Genomic DNA, 20,219 nt, shown 5'->3' on the forward strand with positions numbered 1-20,219 from the left:
CATCGCGCCCCAATGACTTTCACTGCAAACTGTCTCGTTTGTGGCTAAAGTCTTCAGTTTAGTCAAGCTTATCCGCTTTGCCTGCTGGTCCCGCGAGTTTTGCTAGCCACTTATCCCAGATGAATGGCGTCTGCTCGTTATCTTCTGCTTCCTCTTTGCGACGTACCGCGTTGCGTACCATCATTGCTCCCGTCCAACGGAATGGCTCTGGCGGGAAATGCCCCAACGGCCCTTTGGCTAAACCGCTTTTCGTCCATTCATTATCGATTCCCAATGCCAACGAAGATAAGATTTTTCCGCCCATTCGAGTCTGCGCTACACCATTGCCTGAATAACCAAATCCGTAAAAGATATTGCTCTGTTTATCTAGCTCGCCGAAAAAAGGGAAACCAGTAGCAGAACGATCAGAGCCCCCCGTCCATGAATAAGCAAACTCCTCTCCTCTCAAATGAGGAAACAACTTATCGAACGACTTGCGCAGTAGACCTTGGTAGCGTGTTGGCTTGTTAAACATTGCGTCAACTTGGTTATTGAAAGAAAACTGATTGCCGCCTTTCCCCAACATCAAACGGCCATCTGGCGTATCTCGGTAATAGTGGACGAAGATACGTGAATCCAACACGCTAGAACCTGCCTGCCAACCAGATAGAGGTAGTGCGTCACCAAGCGGCTTGGTGATCACCATGTCGGAAGAGACCACCACGATACTGTTTTTGAACTGTTTAAACTGCTCCACCATCCATGCATTTAATGCCAATACCACCTGCTGCGCTTGAACATTTCCTTTAGGTGTACAGACAGTGGCAGGTTTTCCATAATCTAGACGCGTCATCGGCGTGTTCTCATAAACTTCTACACCCAGATCAATAGCAACACGGCGTAACCCCCTCACTAATAATGCAGGTTGAACGCTGGCTGCAACTGGAGAGTGAAAGCCTTCTATATGTCGAGGTGAACCCGCATTGGCACGCAGTTCCTCCACCGAGCAACGACGCCAACTGTTCACTTCTAATCGCTTTAACTCGTCCACAACTGGCTGCATTCCCCCAGTTTGAGCCTGATTGGTTGCAGTGTAATAAACCCCTTTCAACGATAATTGCGCATCGATGTTGTGCTGCTGACAAAAGTCGTCAATCTCTAGCACTGCTTGTTCCGACTCTTTTACTAACCAAGCAGCATGTTCTTCACCGAATAACCGTTTCAATGTCGGAAACTTGGTAGACCAAGTCAGCATACAACCGCCGTTTGCGCCCGATGCACCACTGCCACAAAGGCCTTTTTCAATCACGACTACCTTTTTTTCCGGAGATTGCTGCTTAATCATAATCGCGGTCCAAAGTCCGGTGTATCCGCCACCAACAATCGCAACGTCAGTATTAATGTTCTGCTGTAACGGTTGTGGCGTTTCTGGTTGCTCAGCTTCAATTGCCTGCTTGAACCAATATGAATGATGTGTCATCGGGTATCCTCGTTAGTGCGTTACATCCATTTCCGCAAACACTTTACAAACGATGATGACAATCAACGAGCAAGAAAATCTAACGCTGAGCGATAGAAAATGTTGCACTGAGAGTGTGCGAATTTTCGCTTCCAACAAAAACAAAATGGGGAGCTCGTGGCTCCCCAAAACAAACAGCAAAAATATTAGTGGTAAACAATTCGAGTCCGTCTTACTGGTTAATATTTACCGGTATCACGCATGCGGTACTCGTATTGAACATTGAGAATAGGCTGGTAAACAACTTGCCCGTCACTTTGCAAGAACTCATTTACCATGACTTTTGAGTCAGTGATAGAAAACGATTGGCGATCAACATACGTTGTAAGGCTCGTAAACTCATCACGGAGTTGTCCAGATGATTTATTTTGGTAGCTTTGGATCATGTCTCGGCCCATTTCATAAGCCGCTTGTTTGCTATCCATTACGTCGCCATGGATAGTTTCGGTATCGTTTGTCCAATGATAACCACCAGCAAGAGCCATAGAAGGTGCAGCAATCAGAGCAATCGTACTTGCTAAAGTTGTTAAGCGTTTCATAAACCTCTCCTTACTTACCTTTACATCGGGCCAAAATTGGCTCGATACTTATAAGGTACGTATAAAGACCTAAAACACGTCAAAACAATTTCAAATAATGTTCAATTTTCGTTCAACTTATTTCACATTAACTTAGCAACTCAACGTCATATTCAGCCGACATTCGCATTTTCTTCCTTTTGAACAATGGGTTTCAACCTGACATTTCCTTACCAAACCATACAATACCTAAGGTCAATTTTCTCTTAGAATTCCAGCAAAAGAACAGTGTTCAAAACCTTACAAAAACGTCGGACACAGCAAAAACCACCTCTTTTCAGTCGTGCTTTGCATTCCTCCTTTTCGGGTTCTTCGCTGCTCGTCCGTCGGTTCTTAATTGTCGCTATTGAGCACAAGTTAATCTGGAGTGAAAATGACCGCGAACAAATCCATTTTTTACCATAGCAAATCGATTTACTCAGATGATTATGCTGATGTCTACAAGCCAATTTGGACCTACAGAGCTAAGTTCATCTTACGTGCGCTTTATTACAAACGTGCATTTAAGCACCTTTCAGACAATATTGAATCGTCATTGTTAGAGTTGCTTTGTACACGTACGCATCGGTTTTTAGAGAAACCGTTTCGTCCGTATATCATCAAAAACAACTCAGCGTTCGATCGTTCTAACTTGGTGGTTGATCACTATAAAACGATTTCAGAACTGTTTTCTAAACAAACAATCGAAGAAATCTACACAGACTCGAAAGGCCTAACATTAGCCTCTTTTGAAATTGACGAAATCCTGTACTCGGTGAGATTAGTATACGAAGCACGTTATCAAAAAGAAGGCGACATGAGCCTAGTGCTGCACAGCGCTGAAGATGGCAACTTCTACACGCTCTCTTTTACGCTCGGCCACATCGAATCTGGACGCAGCATTATGATTGGCGGCTTACAAGGACCGCGAAGCAGTGAAGAAAACAACGCGAAAATTAAAAAGCTAACTCGTAAGCTTTACGGACAGAGACCAAAAAGCTTGATGGTGAGCTTGCTCACTTTGCTCGCACAAATTTGGGAAGTGAACACGATTCTAGCAGTGAAAACGCAGTCCCATACTTACGCAGCTAAGCGCTACAGCAAAGGGCGAATCAAAACAGATTACGATGCACTCTGGCAAGAATTAGGCGGCACCGAATACAATCGTCATTTTTACTCAATTGATGTAAATGCACCCCGTCGAGATATCGAAGGCATGTCGCGCTCTAAGCGTTCGATGTATCGTCGCCGTTATGAATGGCTAGACAACACCAAGATCACTTTCGAACAAATATTAAAAGGCGAGCAAGCTAAAAGCTAAGGAGAAGCGTTCATGCGTTATTCATTCATTACTGCTTTAGTGTTGTCGGCTTTTTCTTTGTCAGCCAATGCAGAAACCAGTGAGCACATCATAGGTACAAACATTGGCTATGGCGATGTGAACTACGATGCTCCGACAAGCAAAGAATCAGGCGACATGTTCTTAGGTGAAATATATTACCGCTACATGCCAACACATAACTTTGGTATTGAAGCAGGTTATAAAGGCGCGTTTGACGGTATCGGCTCGATACTCGTGAGTCCGATTTCAGAAGTCACCGATACGAGCTTCTCCGGACCTCGCTTGAGTGGCTATGCTAGCTATCCTCTGGGTTCAGGTTTCGAACTGTACGGCAAGGCAGGTGTCACTCTCTACACTCTCGAATACACTTATAAAGTGAACGGTCAGAGCAAGAACATCGAACACTCAAGTGTCGGAGGTGAAGCGGCTGGCGGTATCGGCTGGAGCTATAAACACTTTGGTTTGAATGCAGAATATGTGTACTCAAAAAACAGCGATTTTGACTCTAGCGGCGTGATGTTTGGTGCGCAACTGCGCTTTTAAACAAGGCTTACAAGTTAATACAAAAGGCAGCGAGAGGCTCATTCGCTGCCTTTTTTCGTGAATATAGGTCAATACGCAAGCGCGAGAATGATCCCCGCCACGATAGAAGTAACGCCAAGCCCTCGGGTGAGATACCATTTCTCAGACAGAAACCAAATCCCCATAAACAATCCAAACACAATGCTGATTTGCCTTAGTGCTACGACCAAACTCACGTTGTCGGTCATGGTCATCGCAAACAGCACCAAGCCGTAGGTGGATGCCATCATTACCCCTGCCATGCTGGCTGTTTTGCGGATCTGCCACGCTGTCTTAATCTCATCTGGCTTGTCCGTAACTAAGCACCACACAAGGGCAGGAATACCAATTGCCCAAAACTGCACGCCCAAGTAGAAGATTGCACTGTACTGATCATTCAAGATCTCTGATGCTTGTCCTGTGAGTAAACTCAGCGCTTCTTTATCGACTACCGAGTAACCCGTTGTGCCTATTGCGGCAATTAATGCCCAGAACACACCGACATTCAAATAAGAGCTCAGCGTCATCTGACGAAAGTTCGTCAGTGGTACCAGCATACAACCAAGGGTTATCAGCAAGAATCCAAGCCACTGCTGACTGGATAATTCATGCCCTAATGCCACACTGATTGCGCCGACCATCATCACAGGCAACGCCCGAGCAATTGGATAAACCACCCCCACGTCTGCATGCTTATAAGCGACAATCAAACCGACTAGATAGACCATTTGTGAAATGCCGCTAATGAACAGCAATCCCCAAAACTCGCTCGGTAATGATGTCCAGCCAATGGTCGCCAAATACCAAATCAAATAAGGGGTAAGAATGAAACATGCAGAGAAGCTGGCGGCCATGGTAAACGCGAGTCCAGAACCTGAGTTGCTTTTACCAAGGATATTCCACCCCGCATGGAGAACAGCAGAAAAAACGACGAGACCAATCGCCAACAAATCCATTTCAATGTTCCTGTCTGAATAAAATAAAGGCCCCGAGATGGAGCCTTACATAATGAGAAAATCCACTTAACGATTGAGTTCCGCCAGAGATTCAATGCTGATGGCATCGTGTCGCCAATACTCGATATCGCAATCAATTAACTCACCGTGTTGGTTGTAGTTGATGCGCTCCACTACCATCGCAGGCGTACCGGCTGTCGCACGCAATGCCTGAGCCATTTCACCCAACAAAGTGCTGGTTGAAATGCGGTAGCGAATCTTTTGATACGTCACGCCATAATGATCGCGGTAAATGTCCGTCAGTGAATTTGATAAATCGTAATCCAGCAGGTTCGGAAACAGCTCTGGACGAATGTAGTTTGTTACGAATACCACAGGTCTGTCTTCAAGGTATCGCACACGGTCGACTCGATACACATCCGAGAAAGGCTGCAAGTCCAGCAAACGCGCCGCTTGTTTGTTTGCCAACGTCCCTTTTGCTGCAACCAACTCCGTTTTTGGCACACGATTTTGCGCTTTCGCCATGTTCGGGAAGTTTAGCGTTTGGGTTGGGTCGTAACGCAATGGCTCAGGTGAGATAAACCAACCTCGGCGATCTTCGCGATAAATTCGACCTTCCGCTTCTAGCAATGATAAAGCTTCACGCAAAGTAACGCGTGTAGTATCGAACGACTCCGCCAACTTACGCTCTGCTGGCAGTTTTTGACGCGGCGATAGCATGCCCGCTTCAATCTGTTCAACAATCGAATCTTTAATTTTTACGTATTGCACGAAGTGTCCTTATCTTTTGCGCCAAGCTTGTGTGCGATTCTCTAACAATTTACCCAAAGTCATCTGAACAATCTTCGCAATTGCGGCAGCCATCATAATCATCACGGCCATTGCCGCTGCAGCGCCAGTTTGACCTGCATCGTCCATATTCAGAATCGAGACCGAAGCCGGAATCGTATCGGTTGAGTAAAGGAATACTACCGCAGAAGTGGTGGTCAATGCATTAACAAACAAGTAAGTCGCAATGTCCAAAATCGCAGGTAAACACACAGGTAATGTCACTTTAAAGAACAACTTGTATTGAGGAAGCTTCACCGATGCTGCTGTGGCTTCAATCTCCGATGGCAACTGCTTTAGCGCTGTCAGGGCGGTCATGTGACCCACCGTGTAATAATGCACTACCGTGTTAATCACCAAGAATGCCATGGTGCCATAAAGCACGTTCAAAGGATTGTTCGCATCATTGAAGTAAAAGATGTAACCCAAGCCAAGCACCATACCCGGAACCGCCATTGGCACCACGCTGAGCATTTGCATCACTTGACGAATTGGACCGAACGCACGCCCTTTCTCAATGCAGTAAGCACCGACAAAGATGATGGCTGTACCAATAACCGCTGTCCAACCTGCCAGCGTTAGCGAGTTGAAGAATGGGCTCCAACCGTAAGTGCTCATTTCAGCAAAGTTGTAGTTGTTTAGCGTCAACGCTTTGTTCCAAGGCCAGAACGTCACTAACGAGCCATACACCGCCATACCCAAAACCGCCAACACTGCGATAGAAATGATGCTGCAGTAAACCAAACAAATGCTGTCGCGCGCTTTGTTAGGTTCTGGCTGATATGGCACCGAGCGAGTGTCAAATAAGCTCTTTTGCTTTTTCTGTACCCAGCGGTCTGCGCCGAATGCCATTACCGCAGGGAATAGCAGCATAATGCTGGTCACCGCACCCATGGCAAAGTTTTGCTGTCCCACAACTTGCTTGAAGATGTCAGTCGCCAGAACGTTATAGCTGCCACCAATCACTTTCGGCACACCAAAGTCCGTGATAACCAGTGTAAAGACGACGATAAGCGTACTGATCAAACCGTATTTCGCCGCAGGTAACGTCACCATAAAGAAAGTTTTGATTGGTGAGGTTTTCAGTGCGCGGGCTGCTTCATACAAACGGGCATCTGAAGTGCGCAGCGAAGTGGTCAAAATCATCAATGCATGAGGAAAGGTCCAGAAAATCAAACCCATCGAGATACCAATCACGCCGTAAATCGAGCTTCCTAACAGCATCTCTTTGGCAATGCCTTGATTACCGAAAAGGAAGATTAAACTGATCGCTGGTAGCAACGAAGGCGCGAGAATCGGCGCAGTACCTAGGATTTGGAACAAACCTTTAAACGACATGCATGAACGAGTCAGCGCGTAGGCATAACCAAACGCAAGCACACCGACTACCGAGGTCACAATCACGCCCAAAGTGAAGGTATTACCCACCGACACCCACAAGCTTGAAGAAGAAAAGTACGTCGCAAAGTTTGCCAATCCGACAAATTCGCCATTGGCATTTTGCACACTCTTGGTCAACATTGCCCAAAGCGGCATTAAGATGAACAGCACCATCATGGTCGACAAGCCAGCGAGCAAACCAAACAACACAAGGTTGTCGCGGCTAACACGCCCGAGTAAGGATTTTGCTTTGTCTTGTGTGGTCAGGCTATTCATCGTCATTGTCTTCGCATCCATGTTTACACCTACGCCGCTAGCGCTTTATCAACCGAGGGCACGGCGTAACCATGCAGCCCTTCTTCAGCAAACTGGATGTAACGTACATCGCCCGCCTTGATATTGAGTTTTTGAACCGTTTCCACAGGCACATCCACGACGATGGTTTTCGTTGAGCTGTCGTTTTGCAATACGCAATCAATGCGGAAAAACGCCCCAAGAAACTCGGTTGCGGTAACTCGTACTGGTAAAGAGTTGGTGTAGTTTTCAACGAACTTGATGCTTTCAGGACGCACCGCAAGGTCGAAGCGGTCACCGCGTTGGATCTTACGATTAGTCAAGCTTGGCGCTGGCATCAGGGTTTCTGCAATGCGTACCTGCGAATCCGTTGCGGCTGAGGTTTCAATAAAGTTCATGCTGCCGACAAACTCAGCAACAAAGCGTGTGGCTGGTTGTTGGTAGATTTCTTGAGGTGTGCCAACTTGCTCAATCACGCCATGGTTCATCACCACAATGCGATCCGCCATCGACAATGCTTCGTCCTGATCGTGCGTAACCATGATGGTGGTGATGCCCAGCTTACGTTGCAGCTTACAAATCTCGTCACGTAAGTGAACACGTACTTTTGCATCTAGCGCTGACAGCGGCTCATCAAGTAACAGTAAACCCGGTGACAACGCCAATGCACGAGCCAAAGCAACACGCTGCTGCTGACCACCAGAAAGTTGGTTAGGAAATTTCTCGCCAGAGGTTGGAAGACCAATGGTTTCTAGCCAGTAGTCCACCTTCTCTAACGCTTCTTTGGTCGACATGCCTTGGTTCTTCAAACCCACCGCAATGTTCTCTTGCACGGTAAGGTTCGGAAACAGCGCGTAAGATTGGAATACGATCCCGAAATCGCGCTTCTCTGGTGGTAGGAATGTGGTCTCTTGACCGTTTTGAAAAATCGCACCAGACGTTGGCAAGTCTAAACCTGCAATGGCACGTAGCAGAGTGGTTTTACCGCAGCCAGAAGGACCAAGAAAACAAACAAACTCGCCCTTTTCAATCGCTAGCGAGATCTTCTTTAATGCAGTGAACTGTCCGAATTGCTTCACTACATTTTCGATATTTAGGTAATGTTGGTTAGTTGACATAACACACGCTCCAAATGGTATATACCAACTTTAATTTTGGAGTGTTACGTTCCAATGACAAATTTATAGCCAGAAGATGACAAATAGATGAAGGGCGGGAGGTTTGTTCAAGTGGTAATTAGAGATTCCCGACTCACTCCTTCGTCGCTCTCGAGAATGACGTGATGAGTGTGGATTACAAATTCTGAAATCACATTCGCGGCTCAGAACAACAAGTTTTGACCTTCACTCCATATACTTAAGATCGTCATTCCGGACGAGCCTAAGCGAGCCATCCGGAATCTCTTACAAGTACTATATTCTGAGATTCCCGACTCGCTCCTCCGTCGCGCTCGAGAATGACGTTGTGAGTGCGGATAGAGGCTCCCAACTTTCTTAAGTCCGTCATTCCAGCGAACCTAGGTGAGACTAGGAATCTACTTACAGCAAACTCTGAAATAACAGAGAAAACAAAAAATCCACCTCAACCGAGGTGGATTTCAGCATTCAACTCAAAGCAAATTCAATTAAGACTTTGGCTCTGATTTCGCGTCAAACTTTTCAGACCAAGCCGCTAGAATCTCTGCACGCTTGCTACCCATTTGCGCGAAGTCCATCTTCGCCATGTTCTCTTGAACGTTCGGGAAGTTAGATACGGTCGCTTTCACGTCTTTATGTGCAACCACTGGATACATTTCTACGTAAAGCTCGTTTGCCGTTTTAGAGATTGACCAGTCGACAACACGTTTCGCTGCATCCGATTCTTTTACTAGACCAACGGCTTCTGATTCCCAGCCGATACCTTTTGGTGTGATAACCGCTAGTGGTGCACCTTGTGTTTTCAACTTCGCGCCGCGGCTCGCCATCGAAATACCGATAGCCACTTCACCCATACCCGCTTGAACACATGGCTTAGAACCAGAGTGCGTGTAGTGTGCAATGTTCTTGTCTAAGTCACGCATGTAGTTCCATGCCTGATCTTCACCCATGTTTTGTAGCCAAGCAGAAACTTGCATATAGCCAGTGCCTGAAGACGCTGGGTTCGGCATTGCAATGTGACCTTTGTAAACCGGCTTCGTTAAGTCTTCCCAAGACGTTGGTTTAGGCAGGTTAAGTTGTTTCGCTACCGCTTCGTTGAAACAAACTGCGTTAAAGAACGCATCGTTACCAAACCAAGCTTGATTTGATTGAGGGTCGTTTAGGTTCGCATGCAGCTCTTCCAAACCTTTTGGTGTGTAAGGCTTAAGAAGACCTTCATCTTTAAGCAGTGCCATTGACGAGCCAGCCAGACCCCAAACCACTTCCGCTTGAGGGTTGTTCTTTTCTGCCAGCAATTTCGCCGTCATGATACCGGTTGAATCGCGAACCCACTTAATCTTGATATCTGGGTTATCTTTCTCAAACGCAGACTTGTATTTCGCAAGAATGTCAGTTTCGAAAGCGGTGTAAACCGTGACTTCCTGTGCTGCCATTGCATTCGTAGCTAGCAGAGAGACAAGTGCAGCCAGCGATCCTTTCATCAAACGGTTTTTCATCATTTTCTCCAGTTAATTTGGCTAAGTTTTAATTTGGTCTGTACCAGTTGACGATATACACCCTACTGAGCCTTTGTGACGAAATCATGACCATTAAATGGCAGTTTTACGAAAATTTGCGCTGAATAATTGTTCAATTGATCCGCCATTTTCTGGATATTAAAGTTTTATGAAATTGGATATTCGCCTATTTACTGCCCTTTTCTTCCTCGCTAGAGTGAGCTTGAAATTTGGTGTAGACCAATTAGACTATTCTGATGGAAATCGAGATGAAAAACGAATACCTACTACTGACTCCAGGTCCTCTATCTACTTCTGAAACAGTACGTGAAGCCATGCTAAAAGACTGGTGTACTTGGGATGATGAATACAACAAAGACATTGTAGAAGTGATCCGCACTACGCTTGTAAAACTAGCGACGGAGCAAGACGGCTACACCAGCGTACTAATACAAGGTAGCGGCACCGCATCAGTAGAAGCAACGATTGGCAGCGCCATTGGCAAAGATGGGAAGTTGTTGGTTGTCGACAACGGCGCTTACGGTGCGCGTATCGCTCAGATCGCTGATTACCTAAATATTCCATGCCATGTAGTTTCCCCAGGCGAAACATCACAGCCACACTTGAACGAGGTGGAAACTGCATTGGCATCGGATCCTGCTATCACACACGTGGCAATTGTTCATTGCGAGACAACCACTGGCATGCTGAACCCAATTGAGACATTTGCTTCTGCAGCAAAAGCACACGGTAAAGTGGTGATTCTCGATGCCATGTCGAGCTTTGGTGGCATTCCTATCGATATCGCTGAGCTAGGCATCGATTTTATGATCAGCTCTGCAAACAAATGTATTCAAGGCGTACCAGGTTTTGGCTTTGTGATTGCAAAACAAACAGAGCTCGAAAAGTGCCAAGGTCAGGCACGTTCTTTAAGCCTTGATCTTTACGACCAGTGGAAGTGCATGGAAGTGAACCACGGCAAATGGCGTTTTACGTCTCCAACGCACACGGTTCGCGCTTTCTATCAAGCATTGTTAGAGCTGGAACAAGAAGGCGGCATTGAGGCTCGTCATAACCGCTACCAAACTAACCAGAAAACACTGGTTGCAGGTATGCGTTCTTTGGGTTTCGAACCACTACTGAGTGATGACCTACACTCACCAATCATCACTTCTTTCTACTCTCCAACGCACAGTGATTACCAGTTCAAAGTGTTCTACACACGTTTGAAAGAGCAAGGTTTTGTGATTTATCCGGGTAAGGTATCGAACGCAGATTGCTTCCGCATCGGCAACATTGGTGAAGTTTACCCAGCAGATATCGAGCGCTTAATCGGTGCGATTGAAAAAGCAATGTACTGGCAAGTTGCGTAAAGCAGCCTTCTGATTGAGAGAGCGTTATGACTCAGAATATCAAACCGACCCATTTCCGCAGCGAAGGTGATGTCAACACGACACCAGCGCGCCAAGCTTGGAATGCATCGATGGACGACGAACGCACGCAAGCCTTGTTAAAGCGTGATTCAGAGGTATTTCTTCATCAAGCAATGTCGACACCTTGCTTAGATACCTTGGAAGCAGCAGAAGGCATCTACACCCAAGATGCTACAGGCAAAAAGTACATGGATTTCCATGGCAATAACGTCCATCAGCTGGGCTATGCTCACCCGCATGTGATTAAACGCGTGCAAGAGCAAATTGCCAAACTGCCGTTTTCACCACGTCGTTTTACCAACGAGACCGCAATTGAATGTGCCGAAAAGCTCACCCAAATCTGTGGCGGCGAATTGAACCGCGTGCTGTTTGCTCCGGGTGGCACATCTGCGGTTGGCATGGCACTTAAACTAGCGCGCCACATCACGGGCAACTACAAGGTGGTGTCTCTGTGGGATTCCTTCCACGGCGCATCGTTGGATGCCATCTCAGTAGGCGGCGAAGCGTGTTTCCGCCAAGGTATGGGACCATTAATGGCAGGTGTTGAGCGCATCCCACCAGCCGTATCTTACCGTGGTGCTTTCCCAGTCGCGGACGGCAGCGATGTGCATTACGCCGATTACCTCGAATACGTGATTGAGAAAGAAGGCGGCGTGGGCGCGTTTATCGCAGAAGCAGTTCGTAATACCGACGTACAAGTGCCGAGCAAAGCCTACTGGAAACGCATTCGAGAAATCTGTGACAAACACAATGTCATGTTGATCATCGACGACATCCCGAATGGCATGGGTCGCAGCGGAGAATGGTTTACCTACCAAGCCTACGACATCGAGCCAGATATGCTCTGCATCGGTAAAGGTTTGGGCGGAGGCTTAGTGCCTATCGCAGCCATGGTAACCAAAGACAAATACAACACCGCCGAGCAAATCTCCATGGGTCATTACACTCATGAGAAAAGCCCTATCGGTTGTGCTGCAGCACTGGCAACCATGGAAGCCATTGAGCAAGACGGCTTGCTAGATAAAGCCAAAGCCGACAGCCAATTCATGCGTGAAAAGCTGCTAGAGATGAAAGCCAAGTACCCTGTGATTGGCGATGTTCGTGGCATCGGCATGTTGTGGGGCATTGAACTGGTCACTGACCACGAAAGCAAAGCACGCGCGTATGACGAAGCGGAAGCTGTGCTGTACCAATGCCTCAACAACGGAGTGAGTTTCAAGGTATCGCAAGGTAACGTGATTCAACTCAGCCCACCGCTGATCATCACTCGCGAACAACTGACAGAAGCGTTGGCGATCTTCGAAGAAGCCATCGCCAAAGTGTGTAAAGACTTTAACTACATTTAGGTTTTGTTGACCTTTTGAGCTGATTTTTGCAGCAGTTTGTGGGTTCTTTATGCAAGGCAGAGGCTTTGAGTTGTAGCTGTCCTACCTGATAAGCCGATAACGCAGAAGAAAGGAACCACAAACGCTGCCCGAAGGGTTCGGCTAAAAGCGTTTTACTCTTTGTTGTGAGGTGTTGTGCTTAGAATGACTAGGCTACAAACCTCTCGCCGCGATTAAAACGCTTTTATCTCGAACAAAATTTAACCGCAAAAGGTCAACAAAACCTAGAGTCAATAGACCTCAACAAAAACCAATTTATCCAGAGCGCGGTTCCAATGTGTAGGCAGCGCTCTGGCAAGCAAGAAAAAGGATTGAACATGAGCAACTCACCAATTCAAGCAGTGATCTTTGACTGGGCTGGCACTATCGTCGATTTCGGCTCTTTTGCGCCAACCAGCATCTTTGTGGAAGCGTTCAAACAAGGCTTTGATTTTGAAATCGACCTTGAAGAAGCGCGCGAACCAATGGGTCTTGGTAAGTGGGATCACATCCAAGCAGTGGGTCGTATTCCTGCGGTTGATAAGCGTTGGAATGAGAAGTTTGGTCGCTCAATGACCAGCGAAGACATCGACGCGATCTACGCAGCATTCATGCCGCTGCAAAAAGCAAAAGTGGCAGACCATGCAGACCCAATCCTTAATGCGATTGAAGTTGTGAACGGCCTGAAAGAAAAAGGCATCAAGATCGGATCTTGTTCTGGTTACCCTCGCGAAGTAATGGACGTACTGATTCCAGTGGCAGCGGATTACGGCTACAAACCGGATTACGTAGTAGCAACGGATGACCTGCCGCAAGGTGGTCGCCCAGCACCATTTATGGCACTGAAAAACGTGATTGAGCTGAATGTAACGGACGTTAATGCGTGTATCAAAGTGGATGACGCCGCACCGGGCATCGATGAAGGTCATAACGCTGGTATGTGGACCGTTGGTTTGCTGCTGTCTGGTAACGAAGCAGGTCTAACATTTGAAGAATACCAAGCCGCGGACGAAGCAACGCTTAATGCCGCTCGTGAAAAAGCGCGTGCAAAATTGCTCAAGAGCTCGCCGCACTACCTTATCGATACGATCGCTGACTTCCCAGAAGTGGTTGCTGATATCGAACGTCGACTAGCAGCAGGTGAGCGTCCTTAGTCCACAGTCATTGTTCTCACGCATAAAAAAACCTCTCAGCATCGAGAGGTTTTTTGTATCACGTATTAGTTTCTAACCAAATGAGGTTAGTTGATCGCAGTACTCGCTCGGCGTTTTAGCTTAAAGCCCATATCCGTTGCATGCTCTACAGGCTCACCTTTAATGGCTTGCAGTAACTTGTCTGCAGCTTTCGTCCCCATGCGTTCGTAGTCGAATTCCGCACAGGTCAAACTTGGATAGGCGTGCTCACCCATGGAAGAACCTTCCAAACAGATAATCGCAATGTCGGTCGGGACTTTCAGCACTCGGCGGTGACACTCAAACAACGCGCCAATCGCAATCTCTTCATGGCTACATACCAAAGCATTCAAACTTGAATCGCGCAGCAATAGCTTTGCCAACCCTTCCGCACCTAATTGTGAAGATGGTGCTTCGTGGGTGGTTAAGAAATGGTCCGGCGCAAGGTAGTTCTCAATCATCGCGCTTTGCCAGCCGTGTAGCTTACGTTGCAAGGTGGAGTGATCGCCACGTGCACCAATGAAGCCCACGTTCTTAAAGCCTTGTTCAATCACGTGTTTGGTGCAGGCTTTGCCCACCTCAAAATGGTCAACACCGATATTGAGATAACTGGCTTTCGAACTTAACTCAGCAATTTCCAATACTGGCGTGTTCGAGGCTTCCAAAAGCTGATTAGTACGTTGGCTGTGTTCATTACCAAACAGCACCACTCCGGCTGGGCGGCTCTCAAGAAATGTCGAAAGCAGTTTCTCTTCTTGCTCTACCGAGTAGTCGCTGTAGCCAAGCAGCAACTGATAACCTGCTTTGTTCAACGCTTGTTGAAAGCTCGGTAAGAAAAGCGCGCACGCTTTTTCAAACAAGGAAGGAATGATAAGAGCGATGGAGTAACTTTCAGCAGACGCCAAAGCCCCTGCCGCTTTATTCGGGATATAGCCGAGCTCATCAACCACTTGTTGAATCTTTTCTCTCAGCTTGTCAGATACTAGCTCGGGCGTTCGTAATGCTCGCGACACCGTCATGGTGCCTACGCCGGCTTTTTTAGCGACGTCCGCCAAGGTGACATTGCCAGTACTTCTTCGTTTGCGAGGTTCGCTCATTGTTCTTATTTAGTGTTCTCTATTTTCTGCCGCGACATCTTACCACAGCGTTTTAGTGGTTTTGATATTAGCGCATTAGAAGTCGATCACAAGCATATGAAACTCGGATGACTGATAAAAATGGTAGCGCTACCATTTGTGATCATTCTCAGGTTTTTCTGACAAATTGATCGATAAAGTACCCATCAACAAAACAACAAACCGGAAAGATCCAATGCTACGTGAACTGATTACCTCTGATGTGATTCGCATCCATTCTGATGCTACTGACTGGAAAGATGCGGTGAGCAAATCCTGTGAAGCACTGATTGAAAATGGCGCGATTGAGCCAAGCTACGTGGACGCTATTTACCGCTCACACGAAGAGCTCGGTCCTTACTACGTGGTAGGTCCTGGTATGGCAATGCCACACGCTCGTCCTGAAGATGGCGTTAACCGTTTGTCTCTTGCTATCACGGTGATTCAAAACGGCGTGAACTTCGATTCTGAAGGTAACGATCCAGTAAAAATGCTGGTTACGCTAGCCGCGACAGACAGTAATTCACACGTGGATGCGATTTCTAAACTGGCTGAGTTGTTTATGAATGAAGAGCATGTAGAAGCCATCTGCACCGCTCAAAACACACAAGATGTTCTTGCGATCATCGAAAAATACTAACTCCTGATGTGCCCTTCGAAATGGGCATACCCCCCTATAAAAAGAAAAGGTCTGAATTATGAAAATTATGGTTGTTTGCGGTCACGGTCTTGGTACTAGCCTAATGATGGAAATGAGCATCAAAGGCATCGTGAAAGAATTGAATGTAAACGCAGAAGTGGATCATATCGATCTAGGCTCTGCAAAAGGTACGGATTGTGACATCTTCATCGGTACTAACGACATCGTTGAGCAGTTGAACGCACTGGGCGTTGAACCACGCATCGTTGCGCTTGATAACATGGTCGACAAAGTGGCAATGAAAGAGCGTCTATCTGTGGCACTTCAAGAGCTTGGCGCTCTATAAGGTGGCGTTATGGAATTTTTCAGTTTCTTAATGAACGATGTCCTATCAGAGCCGGCGGTTCTGGTAGGTCTTATCGCCCTAATCGGCTTAATTGCCCAGAAAAAACCGGTCACCGAGTGCATTAAAGGCACGGTAAAAACCATTCTTGGTTTCATCGTGCTTGGTGCGGGTGCGGGTCTGGTTGTAACTTCTCTGGGTGACTTTGCGACGATTTTCCAACACGCGTTCGGCATCACTGGCGTGGTTCCAAACAACGAAGCTATCGTCTCTATCGCGCAAGAAGCGTTTGGTAAAGAGATGGCGATGATCATGTTCTTCGGTATGTTAGTGAACATCTTGATCGCTCGCTTCACGCCATGGAAATTCATCTTCCTAACAGGTCACCACACGCTATTTATGTCGATGATGGTAGCGGCGATCCTTGCTTCTAGCGGCATGAAAGGTGTTCCACTGATCGCACTTGGCTCTCTGGTTGTGGGCTCTGTGATGGTGTTCTTCCCTGCGATTGTTCACAAGTACATGAAGCAAGTAACAGGTTCTGACGACGTTGCGATTGGTCACTTCTCTACCCTTTCTTACGTGCTAGCGGGCTTTATTGGCAGCAAGTTCGGTAACAAAGAACACTCTACTGAAGAGATGAACGTACCTAAGAGCTTGTTGTTCCTACGTGATACGCCAGTAGCAATCTCGTTCACCATGGGCATCATCTTTATGGTGACGTGTATCTTCGCTGGCGGTGACTTTGTACGCGAAGTTAGCGGTGGTAAGCACTGGTTCATGTTCGCGCTGATGCAATCCATCACATTCGCCGGTGGTGTGTACGTTATCCTTCAAGGTGTACGTATGGTTATCGCAGAAATCGTTCCGGCGTTTAAAGGCATCTCAGACAAACTAGTACCAAACGCGAAACCTGCGCTTGATTGTCCGGTTGTATTCCCATACGCACCAAACGCAGTATTGGTTGGCTTCCTATCGAGCTTTGCGGCGGGTCTTTTGGGTATGTTCCTACTTTACGTGATGGGGCTTACTGTGATTATCCCTGGTGTCGTTCCACACTTCTTTGTAGGTGCAGCGGCAGGTGTATTTGGTAACGCTACAGGTGGTCGTCGCGGTGCAATCTTGGGTGCTTTTGCACAAGGTCTACTGATTACCTTCCTACCAGTATTCCTAATGCCAGTACTGGGTGACCTAGGCTTTGCTAACACGACCTTTAGTGACGCAGACTTCGGCGCTGTTGGTATCCTACTGGGTCTGATTGTTCGCTAAGTAGTTAGTCTGAATATAACTAGCTGATAACTGACTTGATTGATGCGCGAATAGGCTCATCGGCATCAATCTTCAAGAATATCTCGTCATAGCAAACGACTGGCTTTAGAAGAAACCAGTCATAAAAAATAATCATAGAAAACAATCGTAGAAAGAAAACAAACGCCCCTCACGTGAGGGGCGTTTTTCTTTTTGGCACTATCTTAAGGAGGTTTGGCTTATTGAAGCGTATTTCCGTTAGATAGCAGCTTTCTTGTCGGCTCTTGCTCAGTGTATTCGACCGCATCGTGATCCGCGAGCTTATCGATTTCCGCCTGTTCACCCACCACAATCAACACATGTTGTTTCACCAGAGCATCGACCACTTCAATGTTGTGCTGACGAAGAAGCGCTCTCACTTCGCTCTCTTTTCCTTCATGATACTTAACAAAGTAACGTGCAGGTTGCTGCTCGGCTTGATCTTGGCGTTCATCCACGAGAGGAAATCCTTGATTGTTTGCCAAGCTGCTTGAGCTCAGTCCGATTGCCAATAGTGCGGTAGCGCCTACCGCAGACAAAGAAAGTAAGGTCAACTTCTTCATAGCCACTCCTTATTGAAAGGTCAGAGTCCAACTGTTGATGGTGCCTGTGTCTCTTCTGGCACTGTCCACCGCTTTTAGTTCCCATGTACCTTGCGATTCAAAACCAGAAAAATCCGCTTGGAACGTGTTTTTTATATCGTTAGCGCTGCCGCCAGTATTATTGTGAAGTACAACTTCTCCACCAGTCGGTGACGTTAAAGTCACTCGTAGATCACCGATGTAAGTGTGGCTAATATCAACGTCAATACTTACTGTGCCTGAATCACCAGAGCGATCGACTTCTACTGCACTGATTGCGCCAGAAGATTTATTATCTGGAATCGCAACAGGGCTGGTATTTGAGAAGCTAGAGTCCGAAGAGCTACCACCATCAGGTCCATTACAGCCAGCGTCCAAGAACAGCTTCGCCGCTTCAGCATTAACTAGGCCGTGGCCAGTACGGTTGTCTCGACCAGCAACATCAATATCTGTTGCAGTTTTCACTAGGGCATTACGTACTTGCGCTGCGGTACAGGTTGGGTGGTAACTCCACACCAAGCCAGCTACGCCCGTTACGTGCGGTGTCGCCATTGATGTACCATTGTAGTACTCGTAATCTTCACCAGAGGTTGTTGCAACAGTAATTTCCTGACCAACATACCCCAACAGCTCTTGACCAAATGCACGATCAACCGTTACCGAAACCATACGATAAGCGTTGTTTGTGTCTACCAAGAAAGGGTTTTGTAAACCAGGTAGTTCAGAGTTGCTGTACACGATTGCAGCTCGCGCACCCGCATTGTAACAAGCCTGAACCGCATCTACTTCAGGGTAGTTTCCTGAAGACTGGTTGCCGATACGCTCAGTCAAACAAATTTTGCCCGACATATCACCACAGTTAACGTTACCGCCAGAGACATCACAGCTATCTAGCGTTGCCGTTACTGAACCCGCGATTGGATCCGGAACATACGAAGAACCGTTATTGATCAAACGATTGTGAGGAACAATCCCACGATCAAACTGACTGACACCATTCAAGGTAATATCAGAAAGTTTACCTTCACCTACCGTAACCGTTGATAAGATCGCCACACCCGGGCCTGAGATCTCAACTTGATTAGTAGATTGTGAGAACGCTGCATGATCATTTTGATTATCAACAGCCGCAACAGACATCACTGAGTCATAAGAAGCTGGATAGCTGTGCGCTGTATTGCCATCATTACCCGCAGCGGCGATCAATAGAACGCCTTGATCGTAAATATTTTGCAGTGCATTTTGCTCAGTTCGGCTTGATTGACTACCACCAAGGCTCATGTTCACAACGTTAGCACCATTATCGGCACAGGTCTGGATAGCTTTAACAAGCCCAGATGAGTAACCCCAACCCGATTCGTTAAATACTTTCACGATGTGCAAATTAACATTCTGGTTTGGCATCACACCCTTTACACCTTCGGTGTTGGCAATCGCAGCAATCGTACCCGCGACGTGAGTACCGTGGGCATTGTTGTTACCCGGATCACTCCATGATCCCGTACCACTATCGTTAGTACCAGCAACGCGGTTACCGCTTAGGTCGTTGTGCGAAATGTCGTACCCTGAATCGATAATACATACAGTGCGATTACCCGCATTGAAGTCAGCTAGCAGTTGAGCATTAACCGCTTCATATCCCCATGGGGTCGTTTCGCTGAGCAAATAGCGAGGTGGATCGACTTCCACGTATTCCACATCACTACGATTGCGAAGCGGCTCTAAGTCATCGCCATCCAATTCAACGCTGTAAATGGCGCGATTGCCTAGTTTTTCCACCTTACGTGCCTTCACCTGTTCTAGAACAGACTCCTGCGCGATTCGTGGCCCCCAGAATGAGTTACCACCCATTGAAGAACGGCTGACTGCATCTTCTTTGAATTTGACGATGTACTTCGTCGGTAACTTAGATTCATCAAATCCCATTGGTGGAGCCGCAAACGCTGACATCGAAGTGGTCAGTGCTATTGCTACGGCAGACAACGAAAATAAGCCTTGTTTTTTACTTGTTGTGTAGTGCATTTGCCCTATTCCTTATTTGAGCTAATTTTTATTCACTATATTCTCATGAAAAGTCATCATCATGATGTTTGCATGAGAGCTTCAGCTATAGTTTACAGAGCAAAAATGCCAAACAATTTGTTTCATGAATATACAAATTTGTACAAAAGATCATTCAATAAACACTTTAAGTTAACATTAAAAATCACCGACAAAACCTTATAAAGCAATTACT

At 46.8% G+C, this 20,219-nt stretch carries 18 protein-coding genes; 8 read left to right on the forward strand and 10 right to left on the reverse strand.

Annotated elements, in window-relative coordinates:
* Positions 1 to 58: 58 nt before the first annotated feature.
* Both R7P80_RS14240 and R7P80_RS14245 read right to left on the reverse strand, forming a co-directional pair.
* Complete coding sequence (locus R7P80_RS14240) at positions 59 to 1,459, reverse strand: FAD-dependent oxidoreductase (RefSeq protein WP_149192176.1); 1,401 nt, start codon at positions 1,457 to 1,459, stop codon at positions 59 to 61.
* A 218-nt stretch (positions 1,460 to 1,677) separates the two neighbouring features.
* A complete protein-coding gene (locus R7P80_RS14245) occupies positions 1,678 to 2,037 on the reverse strand; it encodes a DUF3316 domain-containing protein (RefSeq protein WP_064369428.1) in 360 nt (119 codons plus the stop codon).
* A gap of 412 nt (positions 2,038 to 2,449) precedes the next feature.
* Between R7P80_RS14245 and R7P80_RS14250 the strand changes: the two genes are divergently transcribed.
* Complete coding sequence (locus tag R7P80_RS14250) at positions 2,450 to 3,376, forward strand: VirK/YbjX family protein (protein WP_005384371.1); 927 nt, start codon at positions 2,450 to 2,452, stop codon at positions 3,374 to 3,376.
* A 12-nt stretch (positions 3,377 to 3,388) separates the two neighbouring features.
* On the forward strand, positions 3,389 to 3,940 hold the full coding sequence (locus R7P80_RS14255; RefSeq protein WP_005374044.1) for an outer membrane beta-barrel protein: 552 nt from the start codon (positions 3,389 to 3,391) through the stop codon (positions 3,938 to 3,940).
* 68 nt (positions 3,941 to 4,008) lie between these two features.
* Here R7P80_RS14255 and R7P80_RS14260 read toward each other — a convergent pair whose 3' ends face one another.
* From R7P80_RS14260 to R7P80_RS14280, 5 genes are all read right to left on the reverse strand, one after another.
* Positions 4,009 to 4,914, reverse strand: a complete 906-nt coding sequence (locus tag R7P80_RS14260; RefSeq protein WP_025768027.1) for an EamA family transporter — start codon at positions 4,912 to 4,914, stop codon at positions 4,009 to 4,011.
* Between the two features lie 66 nt (positions 4,915 to 4,980).
* The gene (gene phnR / locus R7P80_RS14265) at positions 4,981 to 5,685 is read right to left on the reverse strand and encodes a phosphonate utilization transcriptional regulator PhnR (RefSeq protein WP_005442366.1); all 705 of its coding nucleotides are present in this window, start codon (positions 5,683 to 5,685) and stop codon (positions 4,981 to 4,983) included.
* A 9-nt stretch (positions 5,686 to 5,694) separates the two neighbouring features.
* Positions 5,695 to 7,419, reverse strand: coding sequence for a putative 2-aminoethylphosphonate ABC transporter permease subunit (locus tag R7P80_RS14270; protein ID WP_225491667.1), 1,725 nt, complete (start codon positions 7,417 to 7,419; stop codon positions 5,695 to 5,697).
* An 8-nt stretch (positions 7,420 to 7,427) separates the two neighbouring features.
* Positions 7,428 to 8,534 (reverse strand): putative 2-aminoethylphosphonate ABC transporter ATP-binding protein, encoded by a 1,107-nt coding sequence (locus tag R7P80_RS14275; RefSeq protein WP_009705055.1) that lies wholly within the window; start codon positions 8,532 to 8,534, stop codon positions 7,428 to 7,430.
* A 506-nt stretch (positions 8,535 to 9,040) separates the two neighbouring features.
* Entirely contained in the window at positions 9,041 to 10,051 is a 1,011-nt protein-coding gene (locus R7P80_RS14280) for a putative 2-aminoethylphosphonate ABC transporter substrate-binding protein (protein ID WP_115386467.1), read from the reverse strand.
* A gap of 266 nt (positions 10,052 to 10,317) precedes the next feature.
* Between R7P80_RS14280 and phnW the strand changes: the two genes are divergently transcribed.
* The 3 genes from phnW (at position 10,318) to phnX (ending at position 13,999) form a co-directional block, all read left to right on the forward strand.
* Complete coding sequence (gene phnW, locus R7P80_RS14285) at positions 10,318 to 11,421, forward strand: 2-aminoethylphosphonate--pyruvate transaminase (RefSeq protein WP_225491666.1); 1,104 nt, start codon at positions 10,318 to 10,320, stop codon at positions 11,419 to 11,421.
* Between the two features lie 26 nt (positions 11,422 to 11,447).
* Positions 11,448 to 12,827 (forward strand): aspartate aminotransferase family protein, encoded by a 1,380-nt coding sequence (locus R7P80_RS14290; protein ID WP_225491665.1) that lies wholly within the window; start codon positions 11,448 to 11,450, stop codon positions 12,825 to 12,827.
* 356 nt (positions 12,828 to 13,183) lie between these two features.
* Positions 13,184 to 13,999, forward strand: coding sequence for a phosphonoacetaldehyde hydrolase (gene phnX, locus R7P80_RS14295; protein WP_064376695.1), 816 nt, complete (start codon positions 13,184 to 13,186; stop codon positions 13,997 to 13,999).
* Positions 14,000 to 14,085: 86 nt separating this feature from the next.
* Here phnX and R7P80_RS14300 read toward each other — a convergent pair whose 3' ends face one another.
* On the reverse strand, positions 14,086 to 15,114 hold the full coding sequence (locus R7P80_RS14300) for a LacI family DNA-binding transcriptional regulator (protein WP_005442357.1): 1,029 nt from the start codon (positions 15,112 to 15,114) through the stop codon (positions 14,086 to 14,088).
* Between the two features lie 214 nt (positions 15,115 to 15,328).
* Here R7P80_RS14300 and R7P80_RS14305 point away from each other — a divergent pair, with 214 nt between their 5' ends.
* From R7P80_RS14305 to R7P80_RS14315, 3 genes are read left to right on the forward strand one after another with little or no spacing between them, the layout of a single operon-like run.
* Positions 15,329 to 15,772: a PTS sugar transporter subunit IIA gene (locus R7P80_RS14305; protein WP_005384357.1), complete on the forward strand. Its 444-nt coding sequence runs from the start codon at positions 15,329 to 15,331 to the stop codon at positions 15,770 to 15,772.
* Positions 15,773 to 15,830: 58 nt separating this feature from the next.
* Positions 15,831 to 16,118, forward strand: a complete 288-nt coding sequence (locus tag R7P80_RS14310; RefSeq protein WP_005374080.1) for a PTS sugar transporter subunit IIB — start codon at positions 15,831 to 15,833, stop codon at positions 16,116 to 16,118.
* A gap of 9 nt (positions 16,119 to 16,127) precedes the next feature.
* Complete coding sequence (locus tag R7P80_RS14315; RefSeq protein ID WP_138939774.1) at positions 16,128 to 17,384, forward strand: PTS ascorbate transporter subunit IIC; 1,257 nt, start codon at positions 16,128 to 16,130, stop codon at positions 17,382 to 17,384.
* A gap of 218 nt (positions 17,385 to 17,602) precedes the next feature.
* Here R7P80_RS14315 and R7P80_RS14320 read toward each other — a convergent pair whose 3' ends face one another.
* On the reverse strand, positions 17,603 to 17,965 hold the full coding sequence (locus R7P80_RS14320) for an ATPase (protein ID WP_225491664.1): 363 nt from the start codon (positions 17,963 to 17,965) through the stop codon (positions 17,603 to 17,605).
* Between the two features lie 9 nt (positions 17,966 to 17,974).
* Positions 17,975 to 20,005: a S8 family serine peptidase gene (locus tag R7P80_RS14325; RefSeq protein ID WP_053307150.1), complete on the reverse strand. Its 2,031-nt coding sequence runs from the start codon at positions 20,003 to 20,005 to the stop codon at positions 17,975 to 17,977.
* Positions 20,006 to 20,219: the final 214 nt, after the last annotated feature.

It is taken from the genome of Vibrio sp. 2092 (assembly GCF_033339635.1).
Taxonomy (GTDB): domain Bacteria; phylum Pseudomonadota; class Gammaproteobacteria; order Enterobacterales; family Vibrionaceae; genus Vibrio; species Vibrio alginolyticus.